This is a genomic window from Kribbella sp. NBC_00662 (assembly GCF_041430295.1).
In the GTDB taxonomy this organism is placed as follows: domain Bacteria; phylum Actinomycetota; class Actinomycetes; order Propionibacteriales; family Kribbellaceae; genus Kribbella.
Window position 1 is genome coordinate 5,774,751 of sequence record NZ_CP109029.1, and the last position, 16,192, is coordinate 5,790,942.

At 68.8% G+C, this 16,192-nt stretch carries 19 protein-coding genes; 12 read left to right on the top strand and 7 right to left on the bottom strand.

Features of this window, described 5'->3' with window-relative positions:
* Nucleotides 1-14: 14 nt before the first annotated feature.
* Genes OHA10_RS28725 through OHA10_RS28735 form a run of 3 tightly spaced genes read right to left on the bottom strand, consistent with a single transcriptional unit; the run spans nucleotide 15 to nucleotide 2,474 of the window.
* Complete coding sequence (locus OHA10_RS28725; RefSeq protein WP_371401867.1) at nucleotides 15-1,631, bottom strand: LuxR C-terminal-related transcriptional regulator; 1,617 nt, start codon at nucleotides 1,629-1,631, stop codon at nucleotides 15-17.
* Between the two features lie 10 nt (nucleotides 1,632-1,641).
* The gene (locus tag OHA10_RS28730; protein ID WP_371401868.1) at nucleotides 1,642-2,172 is read right to left on the bottom strand and encodes a YbaK/EbsC family protein; all 531 of its coding nucleotides are present in this window, start codon (nucleotides 2,170-2,172) and stop codon (nucleotides 1,642-1,644) included.
* Nucleotides 2,169-2,474: a GNAT family N-acetyltransferase gene (locus tag OHA10_RS28735; protein WP_371401869.1), complete on the bottom strand. Its 306-nt coding sequence runs from the start codon at nucleotides 2,472-2,474 to the stop codon at nucleotides 2,169-2,171. The genes OHA10_RS28730 and OHA10_RS28735 overlap by 4 nt, the downstream gene beginning before the upstream one ends.
* Before the next feature lie 93 nt (nucleotides 2,475-2,567).
* Here OHA10_RS28735 and OHA10_RS28740 point away from each other — a divergent pair, with 93 nt between their 5' ends.
* From OHA10_RS28740 to OHA10_RS28775, 8 genes are read left to right on the top strand one after another with little or no spacing between them, the layout of a single operon-like run.
* Nucleotides 2,568-4,094, top strand: a complete 1,527-nt coding sequence (locus OHA10_RS28740) for an MFS transporter (protein WP_371401870.1) — start codon at nucleotides 2,568-2,570, stop codon at nucleotides 4,092-4,094.
* A gap of 9 nt (nucleotides 4,095-4,103) precedes the next feature.
* Nucleotides 4,104-5,555 (top strand): cobyric acid synthase, encoded by a 1,452-nt coding sequence (locus tag OHA10_RS28745; RefSeq protein WP_371401871.1) that lies wholly within the window; start codon nucleotides 4,104-4,106, stop codon nucleotides 5,553-5,555.
* Nucleotides 5,552-6,115 (top strand): DinB family protein, encoded by a 564-nt coding sequence (locus tag OHA10_RS28750; protein ID WP_371401872.1) that lies wholly within the window; start codon nucleotides 5,552-5,554, stop codon nucleotides 6,113-6,115. The genes OHA10_RS28745 and OHA10_RS28750 overlap by 4 nt, the downstream gene beginning before the upstream one ends.
* A complete protein-coding gene (locus OHA10_RS28755; protein ID WP_371401873.1) occupies nucleotides 6,108-7,007 on the top strand; it encodes an RNA polymerase sigma-70 factor in 900 nt (299 codons plus the stop codon). The genes OHA10_RS28750 and OHA10_RS28755 overlap by 8 nt, the downstream gene beginning before the upstream one ends.
* A 19-nt stretch (nucleotides 7,008-7,026) precedes the next feature.
* Nucleotides 7,027-7,752 (top strand): SDR family oxidoreductase, encoded by a 726-nt coding sequence (locus OHA10_RS28760; protein WP_371401874.1) that lies wholly within the window; start codon nucleotides 7,027-7,029, stop codon nucleotides 7,750-7,752.
* Nucleotides 7,749-8,138, top strand: coding sequence for a hypothetical protein (locus OHA10_RS28765; protein ID WP_371401875.1), 390 nt, complete (start codon nucleotides 7,749-7,751; stop codon nucleotides 8,136-8,138). Before OHA10_RS28760 ends, OHA10_RS28765 begins: the two co-directional genes overlap by 4 nt.
* Before the next feature lie 34 nt (nucleotides 8,139-8,172).
* Nucleotides 8,173-9,282, top strand: coding sequence for a CaiB/BaiF CoA transferase family protein (locus tag OHA10_RS28770; RefSeq protein ID WP_371401876.1), 1,110 nt, complete (start codon nucleotides 8,173-8,175; stop codon nucleotides 9,280-9,282).
* 13 nt (nucleotides 9,283-9,295) lie between these two features.
* The gene (locus tag OHA10_RS28775; protein ID WP_371401877.1) at nucleotides 9,296-10,438 is read left to right on the top strand and encodes an acyl-CoA dehydrogenase family protein; all 1,143 of its coding nucleotides are present in this window, start codon (nucleotides 9,296-9,298) and stop codon (nucleotides 10,436-10,438) included.
* A gap of 172 nt (nucleotides 10,439-10,610) precedes the next feature.
* Here OHA10_RS28775 and OHA10_RS28780 read toward each other — a convergent pair whose 3' ends face one another.
* From OHA10_RS28780 to OHA10_RS28790, 3 genes are all read right to left on the bottom strand, one after another.
* The gene (locus tag OHA10_RS28780) at nucleotides 10,611-11,351 is read right to left on the bottom strand and encodes an ANTAR domain-containing protein (RefSeq protein WP_371401878.1); all 741 of its coding nucleotides are present in this window, start codon (nucleotides 11,349-11,351) and stop codon (nucleotides 10,611-10,613) included.
* Entirely contained in the window at nucleotides 11,351-12,058 is a 708-nt protein-coding gene (locus OHA10_RS28785) for an ANTAR domain-containing protein (protein ID WP_371401879.1), read from the bottom strand. Before OHA10_RS28785 ends, OHA10_RS28780 begins: the two co-directional genes overlap by 1 nt.
* Nucleotides 12,059-12,298: 240 nt before the next feature.
* Nucleotides 12,299-12,430 (bottom strand): hypothetical protein, encoded by a 132-nt coding sequence (locus OHA10_RS28790; RefSeq protein ID WP_371401880.1) that lies wholly within the window; start codon nucleotides 12,428-12,430, stop codon nucleotides 12,299-12,301.
* A 157-nt stretch (nucleotides 12,431-12,587) separates the two neighbouring features.
* Between OHA10_RS28790 and OHA10_RS28795 the strand changes: the two genes are divergently transcribed.
* The 3 genes from OHA10_RS28795 to OHA10_RS28805 are packed head-to-tail and all read left to right on the top strand — an operon-like array spanning nucleotide 12,588 to nucleotide 14,178.
* Nucleotides 12,588-13,184 (top strand): sulfite oxidase-like oxidoreductase, encoded by a 597-nt coding sequence (locus tag OHA10_RS28795; protein WP_371401881.1) that lies wholly within the window; start codon nucleotides 12,588-12,590, stop codon nucleotides 13,182-13,184.
* Nucleotides 13,154-13,915: a ferredoxin reductase gene (locus tag OHA10_RS28800; protein ID WP_371401882.1), complete on the top strand. Its 762-nt coding sequence runs from the start codon at nucleotides 13,154-13,156 to the stop codon at nucleotides 13,913-13,915. The genes OHA10_RS28795 and OHA10_RS28800 overlap by 31 nt, the downstream gene beginning before the upstream one ends.
* A complete protein-coding gene (locus OHA10_RS28805; protein WP_371401883.1) occupies nucleotides 13,912-14,178 on the top strand; it encodes a DUF6510 family protein in 267 nt (88 codons plus the stop codon). The genes OHA10_RS28800 and OHA10_RS28805 overlap by 4 nt, the downstream gene beginning before the upstream one ends.
* Here OHA10_RS28805 and OHA10_RS28810 read toward each other — a convergent pair.
* Nucleotides 14,175-14,909, bottom strand: a complete 735-nt coding sequence (locus OHA10_RS28810; RefSeq protein WP_371401884.1) for a MerR family transcriptional regulator — start codon at nucleotides 14,907-14,909, stop codon at nucleotides 14,175-14,177. The genes OHA10_RS28805 and OHA10_RS28810 overlap by 4 nt on opposite strands.
* A 62-nt stretch (nucleotides 14,910-14,971) precedes the next feature.
* On the opposite strand from OHA10_RS28810, the gene OHA10_RS28815 reads away from it, so the two are divergent.
* Nucleotides 14,972-16,192: an acetyl-CoA C-acetyltransferase gene (locus OHA10_RS28815; protein ID WP_371401885.1), complete on the top strand. Its 1,221-nt coding sequence runs from the start codon at nucleotides 14,972-14,974 to the stop codon at nucleotides 16,190-16,192.

The window sequence follows — 16,192 nt, forward strand, 5'->3', positions numbered from 1 at the left end:
CCAACCACGCCAACTCAGGCCGGCGGCAACTGGTCATTTCTACCCATTCGGCTGACCCGCGCCCAGCTCTTCCGCGTCAGAGCGTGGTTGAAGGCCCATGCCGTCGCGCCCGCCCGGTTCGAGACGCGGAGCTTGCCGAAGATGTTGCTGACGTGCCGCGCAACGGTCCGCTCGCTGAGGAAGAGCTGGTTCGCGATCGCGCGGTTCGTCGCGCCGGTCGCGAGCCACCAGAGCACCTCCCGCTCGCGAGGAGTGAGACCGGTGCCGTCGAACGGGTCGACCGGCGGGTCGGGCATTGTCAGGTCGCCGTCGGCGCCGAGGCGTTCGAAGACGGCTCGGGCGCCGCGGAGCTCCATCTGTTCGGCGTCGGTGTCTCCGAGTTGCCGGCATGCGTCGGCGACCAGCAGTTGCGTGCGAGCGCCTTCGTACGGCATCTCCAGCCTCTGCCACAACGTCCACGCCCGCCGCAACGGCGGGATCGCGCCCTGGGGATCGCCGCAGGCGATCCGCACCGCGCCCTCGGCGTGCGCCGCGAGCGCCTGCAGGTACGGCGATTCCGCCCGCGCGAACTCGTTCAACTCGGCCGCCGCCTTGCGAGCGGTCTCGCGGTCGTCGCACTCGATCGCGAGATCGACACGAGCGGCCAGCAGCAGCGGGCGATTCGGCGAGAACGAGTCCTCGGCCAGCGCTCGATCCAGACCTGCGATCGCAACGTCGAACCTGCCCTGCGCGGCCCGGAGCCGGGCCAGACCGGGCTGCACGTCCATGCCATCGCCGGCCGCGAGCTGGTACCCGCGTTCGGCCGCGTCGAGGTTGCCACGCTGGCGCTCCACCTCAGCCAGGCGGTACCAGGCCGACCCGACCGTTCCTGCTGACAGCCGGCGGCACGCGTCCTCGGCCGCGTCGGCCGCCTCGGTCCAGGCGCCGCGGAGCTGGAGGATCTGGGCGCGGTGCACGAGACACGCCCCGCGGTACGGGACCAGACCTGGTTGTGAGTCGCACCAGCCGGTGAGGGCGCGGGTCCACTCCTGGGCACGACGGATGTCGTACATATGCAGGCAGAGGGCGATCACCGCGCAGTACGCCATACCGGTCACCTCGGGGCCGACCTGGCCGCTCGTCACGTGGACCATCGCCTCGTCGAGGGCGAGGAGTGCCTCGGTGCCGCGGCCCAGCATCGCGAGGCAGTTGCCGCGGCCGAGTGCTGCCAGGACGATCGTGTCGGGCTCGTCGGCCCACCTCTGGCTCTCCTCGAACAAGGGGAGTGCGGTCGCCGCGTCGCCGGAGTTCATCGTCAGTGCGGCCTGGGCCATCGCGAGTCGTCCGGCGAGCTCGGCGTTCCCCTCCGGCACCAGGCGCGTGATCCGCGCCTGCCAGCCCGCCGCGCGGGAGAGATCACCGCGCTGCTGCAGATGGAACCCGAGCCAGAACCCGCTCCGGATCGCCCCGGCGGTGTCGCCATCGGCGAGATGCGCCTCGACCGCCCGCTCGCGGTACGCCGCCACCTCGTCGTCGTGACCGAGGACGAAAGCGGCGACCGCGAGCCGCTCGAGCTCGGCCGGGGGCAGCGGAGCGCGCTGGTCCGCGGCCGTCAGTTCGGCGTACTCCGCGGGCCAGTCGTGCTGCTCCATCGTTCGGCCCCTAGTGCTGCGCCAGGTCCAGCACTGTTGCTGTCGGCAACTTCGCGAGCTCGGCGCCGTCGAGCAGCAGCTTCGAGCCGCGGATCCCGCTGCCGATCACGACCATCCCGGCCTTCACGACCGCCTCGTCGACCAGCACCGGCCAGTCCGCGGGCAGGCCGATCGGCGTGATCCCGCCGTACTCCATGCTGGTCGTGCTGACCGCGTCGTGCTGCGCCGCGAACGAGATCTTCCGGACGCCGAGGTGCTTGCGGATCACACCATTCACGTCGGCCCGGTCGGTCGCCAGCACGAGCACCGCGGCGTACGACTCCTCGCCGGCCCGCTTGCCGAGCACGATCACGCAGTTGGCCGAGGCGGCCATCGGTACGTCGTACTCCGCGCAGAATGCCGCCGTGTCGGCCAGCTCCGCGTCGATCGCAGCGGCGTACGCCGTCACGCCGTCGAGCGCTGCTCGAACCGGCGCGGCGAGCAGTTCCGGAACCTCCAGCGCGGGCTGCCAGTCGAGCTTGCCCATCACCGGCGCGGTCACTGATGAGCCTCCGGCAGCTTGACGAGGTCGGCGTACTCCGTGTGCTCCTGGAGGAACTCCTCGTAGAACGGGCAGGCCGGCTTGACCCGCAGCCCGAGCGCGCGGGCGTCGTCGAGCGACTTGGTCGCGATCCGCCCGGCCACGCCGCGGCCGCGGAACTCGGGCAGTGTCTCGGCGTGCAGGAAGGCGATCACGCCCGGGTGCAGCTTGTAGTCGACGAAGCCCATCAGGGTGCCGTCGGCGTCGTGCGCCTCATAGCGACTCTTGTCCTTGGCGTCCACGACATTGATGTCTCTTTCCATGCCGCAACTTTAGCCATCCTCGTCGCGCGGTGACGGACGGTTTTGACCTCGTCACTCCTGGGGTACCGGCGCGGATGGTCGAAAGGAGCAGGGATGAGCGAGCACGCATTGGAGCACGGGAAAGCGATACCGAGTCTCGTACCGGCCAGGATGGACCGGCTGCCGTGGACCCGGTTCCACTGGATGATCGTCGTCGGTCTGGGGGTCTCCTGGATCCTCGACGGCCTCGAGATCCAGCTGGTGTCGCTGGTCGGGAACGTGCTGAAGGAGCCCGAGACCCTGCACCTGAGCACGTCGCAGGTCGGCCTGATGGCATCGGTCTATCTGGGCGGTGAGGTGGTCGGAGCGCTGTTGTTCGGCCGGTTGACCGACCGGCTCGGCCGACGCAGCCTGTTCATCGTCACGCTGCTCGTCTACCTGATCGCGTCCGGCCTGGCCGGGTTGTCCTGGGATATCACCTCGCTGCTGATCTTCCGGTTCATCGCCGGGATGGGCATCGGCGGTGAGTACGCCGCGATCAACTCCGCGATCGACGAGCTGATCCCGTCGCGGTACCGCGGCCGGGTCGACATCGGCGTGAACGGCACCTACTGGGCCGGCGCGCTGATCGGCTCCGCGGTCGGCCTGGTGTTCCTGAACAAGGACATCGTCCCGGTCGAATGGGGCTGGCGGCTGTGCTTCCTGATCGGTCCGGTGATGGGGCTCATGATCATCTACCTGCGCCGGCACATCCCGGAGAGCCCGCGCTGGCTGATGACGCACGGGCGGGTCGAAGAGGCCGAGCGCACCGTCGACGGCATCGAGGAGACGGTCCGGCGGCAGGGCGGCGAACTGCGTGAGGTCAGCGACGACGAGGCGATCGAGGTGGTCGACTACCCGCCGGTGACGTACCGCGAGATCGCCCGGGTGATGCTGCGCGACTACCGCAGCCGCTCGTTCCTCGGGTTCTCGATGATGGTCACCCAGGCGTTCCTCTACAACGCGATCTTCTTCACCTACGCGCTCGTGCTGAAGTCGTACTTCGGTCTCAACGACTCCAGCGTCGCGCTGTACTTCTTCCCGTTCGCGATCGGCAACCTGGCCGGTCCGCTGCTGCTCGGACATCTGTTCGACACGATCGGCCGGCGCAAGATGATCTTCGGCACCTACACGCTCGCCGCGATCGTGCTGTTCATCACCGCGCTGCTGTTCAACGCCGGTGCCTTGAACGCGGCCACGCTGACCGGCTTGTGGTGCGTGGTGTTCTTCTTCGCCTCGGCCGGCGCGTCGTCGGCGTACCTGACCGTGAGCGAGATCTTCCCGATCGAGCTCCGCGGCCAGGCGATCTCGTTCTTCTTCGCGATCTCGCAGCTGACCGGCGGTGTGATCGCGCCGCTCCTGTTCGCGTCGCTGATCGGTTCGGGTGACAACCCGGCGCGCGGGCCGCTGACGGTCGGTTACATCGTCGGCGCGGCGGTGATGCTGGCCGGCGGGATCATCGCGTGGGTGTTCGGCGTCGACGCGGAAGGCAAGTCGCTGGAGAACATCGCCAAACCGCTGTCGTCGACCGGTGGCGCCACCCGGTTCCAGGGCGCGACGCCGCGGGTGCCGCGTACCGAACGGCGCGACCGGGAACCCTAAGATGACCGCGTGGGTTCGCTGCTGATCGCTGGTACGACGTCGGATGCCGGGAAGACGACCGTGGTCACCGGCATCTGCCGTTGGCTGGCGCGGCAGGGCGTGCGGGTCGCGCCGTACAAGGCGCAGAACATGTCGAACAACTCGATGGTCTGCGCCGACGGCACCGAGATCGGCCGGGCGCAATGGATCCAGGCCGTTGCCGCGGGCGCCGAACCCGAGGCGGCGATGAACCCGGTGCTGCTCAAGCCCGGCAGCGACCGGCGCAGCCACGTCGTGCTGATGGGACAGCCCTGGGGCGAGTTGAGTGCGCGGGGCTTCCTGACCGAGCGGGCCGAGCTCGCCAAGGCGGCGTTCGCGGCGTACGACGATCTCGCGTCGAGGTACGACGTGGTGATCAGCGAGGGCGCGGGCAGCCCGGCGGAGATCAATCTGCGGCAGTCGGACTACGTGAACATGGGGCTCGCGCAGCACACGCGGGCGCCGGTCGTCGTGGTCGGCGACATCGATCGCGGGGGAGTGTTCGCGTCGATGTTCGGCACGGTCGCGTTGCTCGACGCGGCCGATCAGGCGCTGATCAGCGGGTTCCTGGTGAACAAGTTCCGTGGCGACGTGTCGCTGCTGCAGCCGGGGATCGACATGCTCGGATCGGTCACCGGTCGGCCGACGTACGGCGTCCTGCCGTGGCTGCCCGAGCTGTGGCTGGACTCGGAAGACGCGCTCGACATCCCGGTACGACGCACCTCGCCGGGGGACCTGTTGACGATCGCGGTGGTGCGCTTCCCGCGGATCAGCAACTTCACCGACCTCGACGCGCTCGCGGTCGAGCCGACCAACAGTGTCTTCTTCACCACCAGCCCTGCCGAGATCCGCGATGCCGACCTGGTCGTCATCCCCGGCTCCCGGGCAACGGTGGCCGACCTGGCCTGGCTCCACTCCACCGGCCTGGCTGATGCAGTGACGGCGAGGGTTGCTGCGGGCCGTCCACTTCTGGGGATCTGTGGCGGGTACCAGATGCTCGGATCATCCGTCTCCGATCCGCACGCGGTCGAGTCCGGCGGCGATCACTCCGGCCTGGATTTGTTGCCCGTCGCAACCACCTTCGCGCCGGAGAAGACGCTGGCGCGGCCGACGGCCACGGCGTACGAGATCCACCACGGGGTGGTCGAGGTGACGGGCGACGCGGGGGAGTTCCCGGGTGGCTGCCGGAGCGGCAACACCTGGGGGACGATCTGGCACGGGCTGCTCGACGACGACGCGGCGCGGCATGCGTTCCTCACCGAGGTCGCCGAGCTGACCGGCAAGCCCGCGCCCGACGGCTCGGTCTCGTTCGCCGGGCTGCGCGCGGAGCGGCTGGACCGCCTGGCAGACATGATCGAGGAGTACGCCGACACCGCCGCGCTGCTGCGGTTGATCGAGAACGGCGCACCGCCCGTCCCCTTCGTGCCACCGGGAGCCCCGTGAAGACCGAGCTGCAGAACTACCTCCAGGAGACCCGGGCGTTGATGCTCGCGAAGCTCGAGGGGCTGAGCGAGTACGACCGCCGCCGTCCGGTGGTGCCGTCGGGCACCAATCTGCTCGGGTTGGTGAAGCACCTGGTCGGGATCGAGTACGTCTACCTCGGCACCAGCGTCGGCCGTCCGCCGACTGAACAGCTGCCCTGGGAGGCGGACGGTTCGGTCTGGGAAGGTGCCGACATGTGGGCCAAGCCGACCGAGTCGACGGAGTACCTGACCGGCCTCTACCGCGAGGCCTGCGCACACAGCGATCGGTCGATCGCCGACCTCGACCTGGACCACCCCGCCGAGGTCCCGCACTGGCTGGAGGGCAACCGCAGTACGACCTTCGGCGCCCTACTCGTCCGCGTCGTCGACGAGACCGCCCACCACGCCGGCCACGCAGACATCATCCGCGAACTGATCGACGGCCAGGGCGGCAAGGACGCCGGCCTGCTCGACGAAACCGCCTGGACGGACTACTACACGACGATCCAACGCGCGGCGGAGAAGTTCCTGGATGGATGACTTCGAGCGTCTGCGTGGGCGGCTGTTCGGGATTGCGTATCGGATGACCGGTGCGGCGACCGATGCCGAGGAGATCCTGCAGGACGCCTGGCTGCGCTGGCAGGACGCGGACCGTACGGCGGTGCGGGACCCGGACGCGTACCTCGCGAAGATCGTCACCAACCTGTCGATCAAGCAGCTCACGTCGGCGCGAGCCCGACGCGAGCTGTACGTCGGCGAGTGGCTGCCGGAGCCGGTGCTGACGGGACGCACCGAGTTCGACGCACTCGAAGTGGTCGCCCAGCGGGACTCTGTGTCGTTCGCGTTGCTGCTCCTGCTGGAACGGCTGACGCCGGCGGAGCGTGCGGCGTACGTCCTGCACGAAGCGTTCGGCTACAGCCATCGTGAAGTGGCCGAGCTGATCGGGACGACGGACGCCAACGCTCGGCAATTGCTGTCTCGCGCGCGCAAGCGGGTGACGGCCGACTCGCGACGCCAGCAGGCGGTCGACCGGGCCGAGTGGCGAGAGCTCGTCGACCGTTTTCTGGCGGCCGCGCAGTCGGGCGAGGTCGAGCAGCTCGAGCGGCTGCTGGCCGAGGACGTCGTGTCCACCGCGGACGGCGGCGGCAAGGTGATCGCGGCACGGAACCCAGTCGTCGGCCGGATCATGGTGGCGCGGTACCTGATCGGGACGCTGCAGAAGTTCGGCGCGGGGTTCGTCCTGCGCTTCGCGGAGGCGAACGGCGAGCCGGCACTGGTCGCCGAAGGGCCGGACGGGCTGATGGCGGTGTGCTTCGTCGAGGCCGGACCGCAGGGTGTGAGCGACCTCCGGTTCGTGCTGAATCCGGACAAGCTTGCCTTTGCCGGCGCCCAGGTGTCACAGATCGGGAGGCTGTCCGATCTGAGCTGGTGACACCTGAAAGGACACCAGGATGACTTCCCTTCTCGTCACCGGCGGGACCGGTCGCCTCGGCCGGCCCGCCGTCAACGCCTTCCGCGCAGCCGGACACCAGGTACGCGTGCTCAGCCGCAGGGCCGGACCCGACCGCGTCGTCGCCGATCTCACGACCGGTGAAGGGCTGGCGGCCGCGGTCGACGGCGCCGACCTGGTCGTGCACCTCGCCACCAGCGTCCGCGGTAAGGACGCGCAGCAGACCAGGAACCTGCTCGGGGCCCTGGCCGGGGTGCGGCACCTGGTGGTGATGTCGATCGCCGGGATCGACCGCATTCCACTCGGGTACTACCGGGGCAAACTCGAGGTCGAGCGGCTGGTCGAGGACTCGGGTGTGCCGTACACGATCCAGCGCGCCACCCAGTTCCACGACCTGGTCGACGAGGTCTTCGCCGCCCAGCGCTACCTCCCGGTCGTGTTCGCGCCGAGGATGATGATGCAGCCGATCGCCGTCGAAGACGTCGCCACCCGGCTGACCGAACTGGTCGGCGCGCCGCCGCTGAAGGGACGAGCCCCGGACATCGGCGGACCGGAGCGCCTGTCGGTGCCGGAGCTGGCCCACATCTGGAAGCGGGCGAAGGGCACCCGACGACCGATCGTCCCCGTCCGTCTCGGCGGCAAGGTGTTCCGCGCGTTCGCGAACGGCGAGGCGATGGTGGACGGCCCGGCGTACGGTCGGATCACGTTCGCGGAGCACCTCGGATGAGGACCTACGTCCGCACAGTGCTCGTGATCTTCGCCGCGCTCCAGCTGTTCCTCAGCGTCTGGCTGACGTTCCTGCCGGAGTCGTTCTACGACAACGTGCCGACGGTCAACTGGGATCCGCCGTTCAGCGAGCACGCATTCCGCGACTTCGGCAGCGCCTCGCTCGGGCTGGCGATCGTGCTGGGCGCCGCGGCGCTCCGGCCCGAACGCTACCTCGCAGGTGTTGCCCTGCTGGCATACGTCGCGTTCGCGCTGCCGCACATGATCTTCCACCTCGGCCACCTGCAGCACGGCGAGGTCGGCTGGTCGATCGTGCTCGGCGTGGTCGTGACTCTGATGTTCGTGGTGCCGGCCGGTGCGTTGCTCGGAGTTCGCAAGTTGACTTGACGACTGTGACAGTAGAACTGTCACAATAGCGGGCATGGGTCCACTCGAGGGCGTGAAGGTGGTCGAGCTGGCCGGGATCGGCCCCGCGCCGTTCGCGTGCATGATGCTGGCCGAGCTCGGCGCCGACGTACTGCGCATCGATCGCCCCGGTGGCAGCCTGTCGCTCGGCCCGCCCGAGCTCGACCTGCTGAACCGCGGTCGCCGGAGTGCTGCCCTCGACCTGAAGCAGCCGGCCGCGGTCGACGTCGTACGCCGGCTTGTCGCGCGGGCCGACGTACTCGTCGAAGGCTTCCGGCCCGGGGTTGCCGAGCGGCTCGGGCTCGGGCCGGAGGAGTGTCACGCGATCAATCCCCGGCTGGTTTATGGGCGGATGACGGGCTGGGGCCAGGATGGTCCGCTCGCGCAGTCGGCCGGGCATGACATCGACTACCTTGGGTTGTCAGGCGCCCTGCACCTGATCGGCCGGGCCGGCGGACCGCCGCAGGTGCCCGCCAACCTGCTCGGCGATTTCGCGGGTGGATCGCTCTACCTGGTGATCGGCGTACTCGCGGCGCTGCACAGCGGGCAGGGGCAGGTCGTTGACGCGGCGATCGTCGACGGGTCGGCGCATCTGACCACGATGCTGCTCGGAGCGCTCGCGGCCGGGTCGTGGCGGCAGGAGCGTGGGACGAACCTGCTCGACACGGGTGCGCCGTTCTACGACGTGTACGAGGCGGCCGACGGGAAGCACGTCTCGGTCGGTGCGCTCGAGCCGCAGTTCTACGCGGAGCTGATCGAGAAGCTCGGCATCGACGCGCCCGATCGCAACGACCCGTCGAACTGGCCTGCTCTCCGCAAACTCCTCGCCGAGACCTTCCGGCAACGGACGCAAGCTGAGTGGACGGCGGTGTTCGACGGCTCCGATGCTTGCGTCGCACCGGTCCTGCCGCTCGGCGCTGACCATCCTCATCTCGTTGCCCGAGGCACCTTTGTGGACCACGACGGGGTCCGGCAGCCGGCGCCCGCGCCACGGTTCGACCGTACGCCGACCAGCCTCGGCCGACCGCCCGCGCGGCCGGGGGAGCACACCCGCGAGGCGCTGACCGACTGGGGCATCACCGACCTCGAGACCTTGCTCGCATCCGGCGCCGCCGTACAGAACTGAGAGGAAACCGCCCGTGGAACGTCAGCTCTTCGACGCCGATCACGACGCCTTCCGGGAGAGCGTTCGCGCCTTCTGCGAGAAGGAGATCGTCCCGCACCACGACAGCTGGGAGGAGGCCGGGATCGTGCCGCGCGAGCTGTGGACGGCGGCTGGTGACGCGGGGTTGCTCGGCTTCATGATGCCGGAGGAGTACGGCGGGGGTGAGGCGCGGGACTTCCGGTTCAACACGGTGCTCATCGAGGAGTTGACCCGGGTTCGCGCGAGTGGGGTCGGGTTCACGATCCACACCGACATCAATTCGGCGTACCTGCTCGACTATGCGACGCCCGAGCAGAAGGCGCGGTGGCTGCCCGCGTTTTGTGCGGGGGAGGCGATCAGTGCGGTCGCGATGACCGAGCCGGGCGCTGGTAGCGATCTGCAAGGTATCCAGACCACGGCGCGCCGCGACGGGGACCATTACGTGTTGAACGGGCAGAAGACGTTCATCTCGAATGGAATCCTCGCCGACCTGGTGATCGTGGTCGCGAAGACCGATCCTGAGGCGGGCGCGCAAGGCATTTCACTGATCGTGGTCGAGCGCGGTATGCCCGGGTTCGAGCGCGGGCGGAATCTGGACAAGATCGGGCTGAAGGCGCAGGACACCGCCGAGCTGTTCTTCGACGACGTCCGGGTGCCGGTGGAGAACCTGCTCGGCGAGCAGGGCAAGGGCTTCATCTACCTGATGGAGAAGCTGCCGCAGGAGCGGCTGACGATCGCCGTGGTCGCGGCGGCCGCCTGCGAGAACATGCTCGAGGACACGCTGCGCTATGTGAAGGACCGGAAGGCGTTCGGCCGTCCGATCGGCTCGTTCCAGAACAGCCGCTTCGTCCTCGCCGAGCTCGCCACCGAGACCCAGATCGCCCGCGTCTTCGTCGACCGCTGCATCGAGGAGCTGAACGCGGGCACCCTCACCGTGGCCGAGGCCGCGATGGCGAAATGGTGGACCACCGAACTCCAGAAGAAGGTCGTGGACCGCTGCCTCCAACTCCACGGCGGCTACGGCTTCATGACCGAGTACCCCATCGCCAAGGCTTACCTGGACACCCGCATCCAAACCATCTACGGCGGCACGACCGAAATAATGAAAGAAATAATCGGCCGCACAATGGGCATTTGAAGAAGAAGAGGGGGCGGTCGCGTGGTGACCTGCCGGAGAGGTGTCGGCAGGTCACCAGGTGCGAGCTGCCGTACCAACCCCTCCCGAGTGGTGCGGCACACCTGGCGTCGGGGTCTGGGAACGCCTGTTCAGGCTGACTCAGCGTAACGGTCGAATGGGTAGAGATCCAGGCCTAGTCGTGCTCGGCCGGTCCTGGTGTGGGCAGGGTGAGGCGGCCCTGGACCACGTCGTCGGCTACGTCGGTCAAGCGGCGGTTGTTGGCGCGGGCGTAGCGGCGCAGGACCGCGAAGGCCTCGTCGACGTCGACCGCGAGGCTGTGGGTCAGGAATCCCTTGGCCTGCTCGATCAGGACCCGGCTGTTGAGGGCGGTCTGGAGCTGCTCGGTCACGAGCTCCTGGCGGGCCAGGGCGCGCTGGTGCACGATGCCGATCGTGGCTGCGTCGGCCAGCGCCTGCCCGAGCGTGATCGTTTCCGTGCTCAGGGTCCCGGTCGACGTACTGAGCAGGTTGACCGCGCCCAGCACGTTGTCCCGCAGCCGCATCGGCAGCGCCTGGACCGACCGGTAGCCGGCCTCGACGGTTGCCGTCGTGAACCGCGGCCAGCGGGTGCGGGCGGTCTCGTCCCACAGGTCGGCGTACTGGACCGGGCGTCCGCTGTTGAAAGCGTCCAGACAAGGTCCTTCGAGCGTCTGCAACTGGGTCAGCTCGACCAGACGTGCCTCTTCGCTCGAGGCAGCGACCAGATTCAGTACGCCGTGGTGGTCGGCGAGCACGATGCCACAGGCCGATACTCCCAGTAGCTCGCTGCAGCGCATCGCGAGCCGGTCCAGGAACTCGATGATGTCGAAGTCGTCGACGAGAGTGTCCGACAGCTCGATGAACACTTCCCGCACTCTGCGGTCAGTCGCGGTCATCAGTCCTCCTCCTGTTCCTTCTCGACATGGTCCGGGCCTGTCTCCTTCGGATCGTGCGGTCCTGTCGGCGGAGCGGCGCCGTGGTCGTTCGCCAGGCTGAGACGACCGGCCATCACGTCGACGGCGACCTCGCGGAGCGACCGGCCACTGCTGTAGCTGTGTGCTCGCAAGAGCGCCAAGGCGTCGACGACGCTGATGCGTTGCTGCGCCGCGAGCCGCCCCGCGGCCTGGTGTACTTCGGCACGCCGGGCCACGAACGCCGCCTCGATCACGCTGTCCAGGTCGGTACTGAGGCCTCGACGACGATCCAGGGCGAGAACGAACACCGTATCGGCGAACACCAATGCGTCCTGCAACTGATCCGGCCCGAGCAGTCCTGCCTGCCGCCGGTACACGCTCAGGACGCCCATCCGCGCGGCACCGGCAGCGACCGGGAAAGCGAACGCGCCATGCACGCCCCGTCCGTCGACGGCCGCCGTGTACACCGGCCACCGCCGTCCGGCCTCGGGCCCACTCAGATCGGCCTCCAGCACCGGCACGCCGGTAGCCATTGCCTCCGTGCCAGGTCCTTCGCCCAACCCGAACTGCAGCTCGTCCAGCTCGCCGGTCTCGGGGTCGGTGGCCAGCAACGGCTCCAGCAGTCCGCCGTTCCGTGTCAACGCGAGCCCCGCCCCGGAGGCGGACAGCTCCCGGGCGCAAGCGGTCACCGCGTGCAACAGGGTAGGGGCCGTGCCATCGCTGTCGGCGACGGCTCTGATCGCCCCCCACACCTTCGCACCGCGATCGTGATCCACCCAGTCCGTCCAGAATCCAACCGCCGCCAGGCGGATGCTCCACCCTAGCGGCTGGATCCCGGAAATACTGATCATCGCGACACGTGCCACCAACGGTCGTCACCGCGGACCTCGCGGCCGACGAAATCCGGCCAGTACCCGGTGCCGCGATTTTTACTCCTCGGGTGCCGGCCGATCGCTCGGCGGCGCCTCGACCTCAGACTCCGGCGGCTGTGCCTCGTCGGGCCGGGTACGCACGGTCTTCTCGCTCACCACGGTCGCCGGTACGCCGTACCACTCGCTCATGATCGGGCCTCCCGGACGTGTCGGCGGTACACGAGGGCTACCAAAGGTCCGGGGTAGCGCTAGAGCGCAATTGTAGTCCCGGTGACCCGCCTGGCGCTGTCGCTCGCGCGGGTCGTTCTGCCGTGATTGACTGCCTCCAGGAATCGAGGGAGGCGCCATGGGCATCGTTTCTCCGGGGTTCACCGGTCGGCAGCGGGGCGGGACGGAGCTTCCGCCCGGTCAGTACCTGACCCGTGACTTCCCGGTCCTGTCGGCCGGGCCGACACCGCATGTGCTGACCGAGCACTGGGAGTTCACCGTCACCAGCGAGACGGGTGAGAAGTACAGGTGGGACTGGGCCGCGCTGATGGCGTTGCCGGCCGAGGAGATCACCAAGGACATCCACTGCGTCACCCGGTGGTCGAAGCTGCAGACGACCTGGAAGGGCGTCTCGCTCGACACGCTGCTCGCGGACGTCGAGACCGGTGCGGACTACGCGATGGCGCACAGCTACGGCGGCTACACCACGAACGTGCCGGTGGACGACCTGCTCGACGGGCAGTCCTGGATCGTCTACGAGTTCGACGGCGAGCCGCTGGACCCCGAGCACGGCGGACCCGCACGGCTCCTCGTCCCGCATCTGTACTTCTGGAAGAGCGCCAAGTGGGTCCGCGGCCTGGTGCTGTCCGACACCGAGGACCTCGGCTTCTGGGAGACGGCCGGCTACCACGAGTACGGAGACCCATGGAAAGAACAGCGATACGCCGGCGACTGACCTGGCAGGTCGCCACTGTCACCGACGTACGGCGTGAGACCGGGACGGCCCGGACGATCGTGCTCGAAGTACCGGACTGGCCGGGGCATCTCGCCGGGCAGCACCTCGACGTACGGCTGACCGCGGACGACGGGTACCGGGCCTCGCGGTCGTACTCGATCGCCTCGGCGTGGTCCGACTCCCAGGGCTCGACCATCGAGCTGACTGTCGAGCAGGTGCCGGACGGCGAGGTATCGCCGTACCTGGTCGACGTGTTGAAGGTGGGCGACCCGCTGGAGATCCGTGGACCGGTCGGCGGCTGGTTCGTCTGGAAGCCGGAGCAGGACGGTCCGGTGCAGCTGATCGGCGGCGGATCCGGTGTCGTGCCGTTGCGGGCGATGCTGCGCGCGCACGCCCACACCGGGAGTACGACGCCGTTCCGGCTGCTGTACTCCGTGCGGCGTCCGGAGTCCGTGATCTATGTGAGCGATCTCAAGGAGCTCGCCTCGTCGGACGACGTCGACGTACGGCTCGTCTACACCCGTGAGGCGCCGGCGGGGGAGCCGCGGGTCGGCCGGATCGACGCCGACGTGATCTCGAAGTACGCGTTCACGCCGCAGGACGGCGCCACGACGTACGTGTGCGGGCCGACGCCGTTCGTGGAGACGGTGGCGGACCTGCTGGTCGCGGCCGGCCACGATCCGGCTCGCGTGAGGACAGAACGGTTCGGACCGACAGGAGGCCCGCGGTGAGTGAGACCAACTACCTGGACGGCAATGCAGCCGCCGGATCATTGAGCGAGCTGTTCGCCGTCGATCTGACGGCGGCCGTCGCCCGATGCAACGGCTGCGGCCACACCGCGGTCTTCGCGGAGTCCCGCCTGTACGTCGACGCGCCCGGTATGGTCGCCCGCTGCCCGGGCTGCGAGTCCGTGTTGCTCCGCGTCGTCAAGACGCCGAACGACACGTACCTCGACCTCCGCGGACTCACCTACCTGCGCGTCCCGAGCTCCTAACGCGGCTTGTTCTGGGTGCGGCGGATCGTGTCGCGCTGGGTCTCGCCGACGGCTCGCTCGTAGGCCAGCACCAGGCCCTGGATGGTGACGGGCTTGAACCGTTCGACCAGGTGCTGGATGTGCTCGGGCGGGCCGCCGGAGTCGCGGTAGTGCGGCCAGACCTTGGTGCGGAACACCTCGGTGAGTTCCTCGGCGAGCGCGCGGCCGTGCTCGGTGAAGATGCGGCCCGCGTCCAGCACCGCCTCGACCGGGAGGTCCAGGTCGAGCAGCTCGACGCCGAGGCTGAGGTGTGCGGTCGCGACCTGGAACACGTCCTCGTCCGGCGTCGGCTCGACCACACCGAGCGCGACCAGCATCTCGATGTCGTCGTCGCTGAGCTCCCGGCCGGTACGCCGTACCAGCGCGGCGCGATCGAGCGTCTCCGGGAGGTCGCGCATCCACGGCGTCAGTAGCGTCCGGTGCAGCGCGATGTCCTGCGGGGTCGCGTCGACCGGGATGCGATCCAGGTAGCCCTCGATCGCCTGCAGCGTGAAGCCGTGGGCCTGTAGTTCGCGGACGAGGTCGAGTCGCGCGATGTGTTCGGGACCGTAGTACCCGACTCTTCCGCGTCTGATCGGTGGCGGGATCAGACCTCGACCCGCATAGAAACGCAACGTACGCACAGTCATTCCGACGCGCGCCGACAGTTCATCAACTGTCAGGGTGGCGTCGTCCCCCGGGACATCCGACATGGCGGAGATCATAACGACCCGCACTTGACCATCATGACAGTTCAACTGTCACAATCGGGACCATGACCAGTGAAGCGTTTCTGTACGACGCGATCCGGACACCGCGCGGCAAAGGCAAACCGACCGGCGCGTTGCACGAGGTCAAGCCGATCCAGTTGATCACCGGCTTGCTGCAGGAGCTGCGGACGCGGCATCCGGACCTGGACGCGGCCGCGATCGACGACGTCGTCCTCGGGGTCGTCACGCCGATCGGCGACCAGGGCATGGACATCGCGCGGACGGCCGTACTGATGGCCGGCTATCCGGAGACGACCGGCGGCGTGCAGCTCAACCGCTTCTGCGCGTCCGGCCTGGAGGCTGTGAACCAGGCGGCGCAACGAGTGCGGTCCGGCTGGGAGGACTTCATCCTCGCCGGCGGCGTGGAGTCGATGTCGCGGGTCAAGATGGGCTCCGACGGCGGCGCCTGGGCGATGGATCCGGAGACTGCACTCGAGACCGGATTCATCCCGCAGGGCATCAGCGCGGACCTGATCGCGACCATCGACGGCTTCTCGCGGACCGACGTCGACGCGTACGCCGCCGAGTCGCACGCGCGCGCCGCGAAGGCCTGGGCGAACGGGTACTTCGCCCGCTCCGTCGTACCGGTGACCGATCGCAACGGTCTGCAGATCCTGGACCACGACCAGCTGGTCCGGCCCGGTACCTCGGTCGAGACGCTCGCCGGGCTGCCGCTGTCGTTCGCGGCGATCGGAGAGCACGGCGGGTTCGACTCGGTCGCGCTGGAGAAGTACCTCACGGTCGAGCGGATCAACCACGTGCATCACGCCGGCAACTCGTCCGGGATCGTCGACGGTGCCGCGCTGGTTGCTGTCGGCAACGAGAAGGCCGGTGAGGCGCTCGGCCAGGCGCCTCGCGGCCGGGTGGTGTCGGTCGGCGTCAGCGGCGCCGATCCGACCATCATGCTGACCGGCCCGGCGCCGGCCGCCCGGAAGGCGCTGGCGCGCGCGGGTCTGGAGGCTTCGGACATCGATCTGTTCGAGATGAACGAGGCGTTCGCGGCGGCGGTCCTGCACTTCATGAAGGATCTCGGCGTACCGCACGAGAAGGTGAACGTGAACGGCGGCGCGATCGCTCTCGGCCATCCGCTGGGCGCCACCGGCGCGATGCTGATCGGAACCCTGCTGGACGAGCTGGAGCGGCGCGAGCTCCGCTACGGACTGGCCACCTTGTGCGTCGGCGGCGGCATGGGCGTCGCGACGATCATCGAAAGGCTCTCTGCATGA

Excerpts from the sequence above, each read along its gene's own strand:
- OHA10_RS28755 (WP_371401873.1), top strand. The coding sequence starts at position 6,108 with ATGGATGACTTCGAGCGTCTGCGTGGGCGGCTGTTCGGGATTGCGTAT.
- OHA10_RS28795 (WP_371401881.1), top strand. The coding sequence starts at position 12,588 with ATGGGCATCGTTTCTCCGGGGTTCACCGGTCGGCAGCGGGGCGGGACG.
- OHA10_RS28815 (WP_371401885.1), top strand. The coding sequence starts at position 14,972 with ATGACCAGTGAAGCGTTTCTGTACGACGCGATCCGGACACCGCGCGGC.
- OHA10_RS28780 (WP_371401878.1), bottom strand. The coding sequence starts at position 11,351 with ATGACCGCGACTGACCGCAGAGTGCGGGAAGTGTTCATCGAGCTGTCG.
- OHA10_RS28770 (WP_371401876.1), top strand. The coding sequence starts at position 8,173 with ATGGGTCCACTCGAGGGCGTGAAGGTGGTCGAGCTGGCCGGGATCGGC.
- OHA10_RS28740 (WP_371401870.1), top strand. The coding sequence starts at position 2,568 with ATGAGCGAGCACGCATTGGAGCACGGGAAAGCGATACCGAGTCTCGTA.
- OHA10_RS28765 (WP_371401875.1), top strand. The coding sequence starts at position 7,749 with ATGAGGACCTACGTCCGCACAGTGCTCGTGATCTTCGCCGCGCTCCAG.
- OHA10_RS28725 (WP_371401867.1), bottom strand. The coding sequence starts at position 1,631 with ATGGAGCAGCACGACTGGCCCGCGGAGTACGCCGAACTGACGGCCGCG.
- OHA10_RS28810 (WP_371401884.1), bottom strand. The coding sequence starts at position 14,909 with ATGTCGGATGTCCCGGGGGACGACGCCACCCTGACAGTTGATGAACTG.
- OHA10_RS28790 (WP_371401880.1), bottom strand. The coding sequence starts at position 12,430 with ATGAGCGAGTGGTACGGCGTACCGGCGACCGTGGTGAGCGAGAAGACC.
- OHA10_RS28735 (WP_371401869.1), bottom strand. The coding sequence starts at position 2,474 with ATGGAAAGAGACATCAATGTCGTGGACGCCAAGGACAAGAGTCGCTAT.
- OHA10_RS28800 (WP_371401882.1), top strand. The coding sequence starts at position 13,154 with ATGGAAAGAACAGCGATACGCCGGCGACTGACCTGGCAGGTCGCCACT.
- OHA10_RS28760 (WP_371401874.1), top strand. The coding sequence starts at position 7,027 with ATGACTTCCCTTCTCGTCACCGGCGGGACCGGTCGCCTCGGCCGGCCC.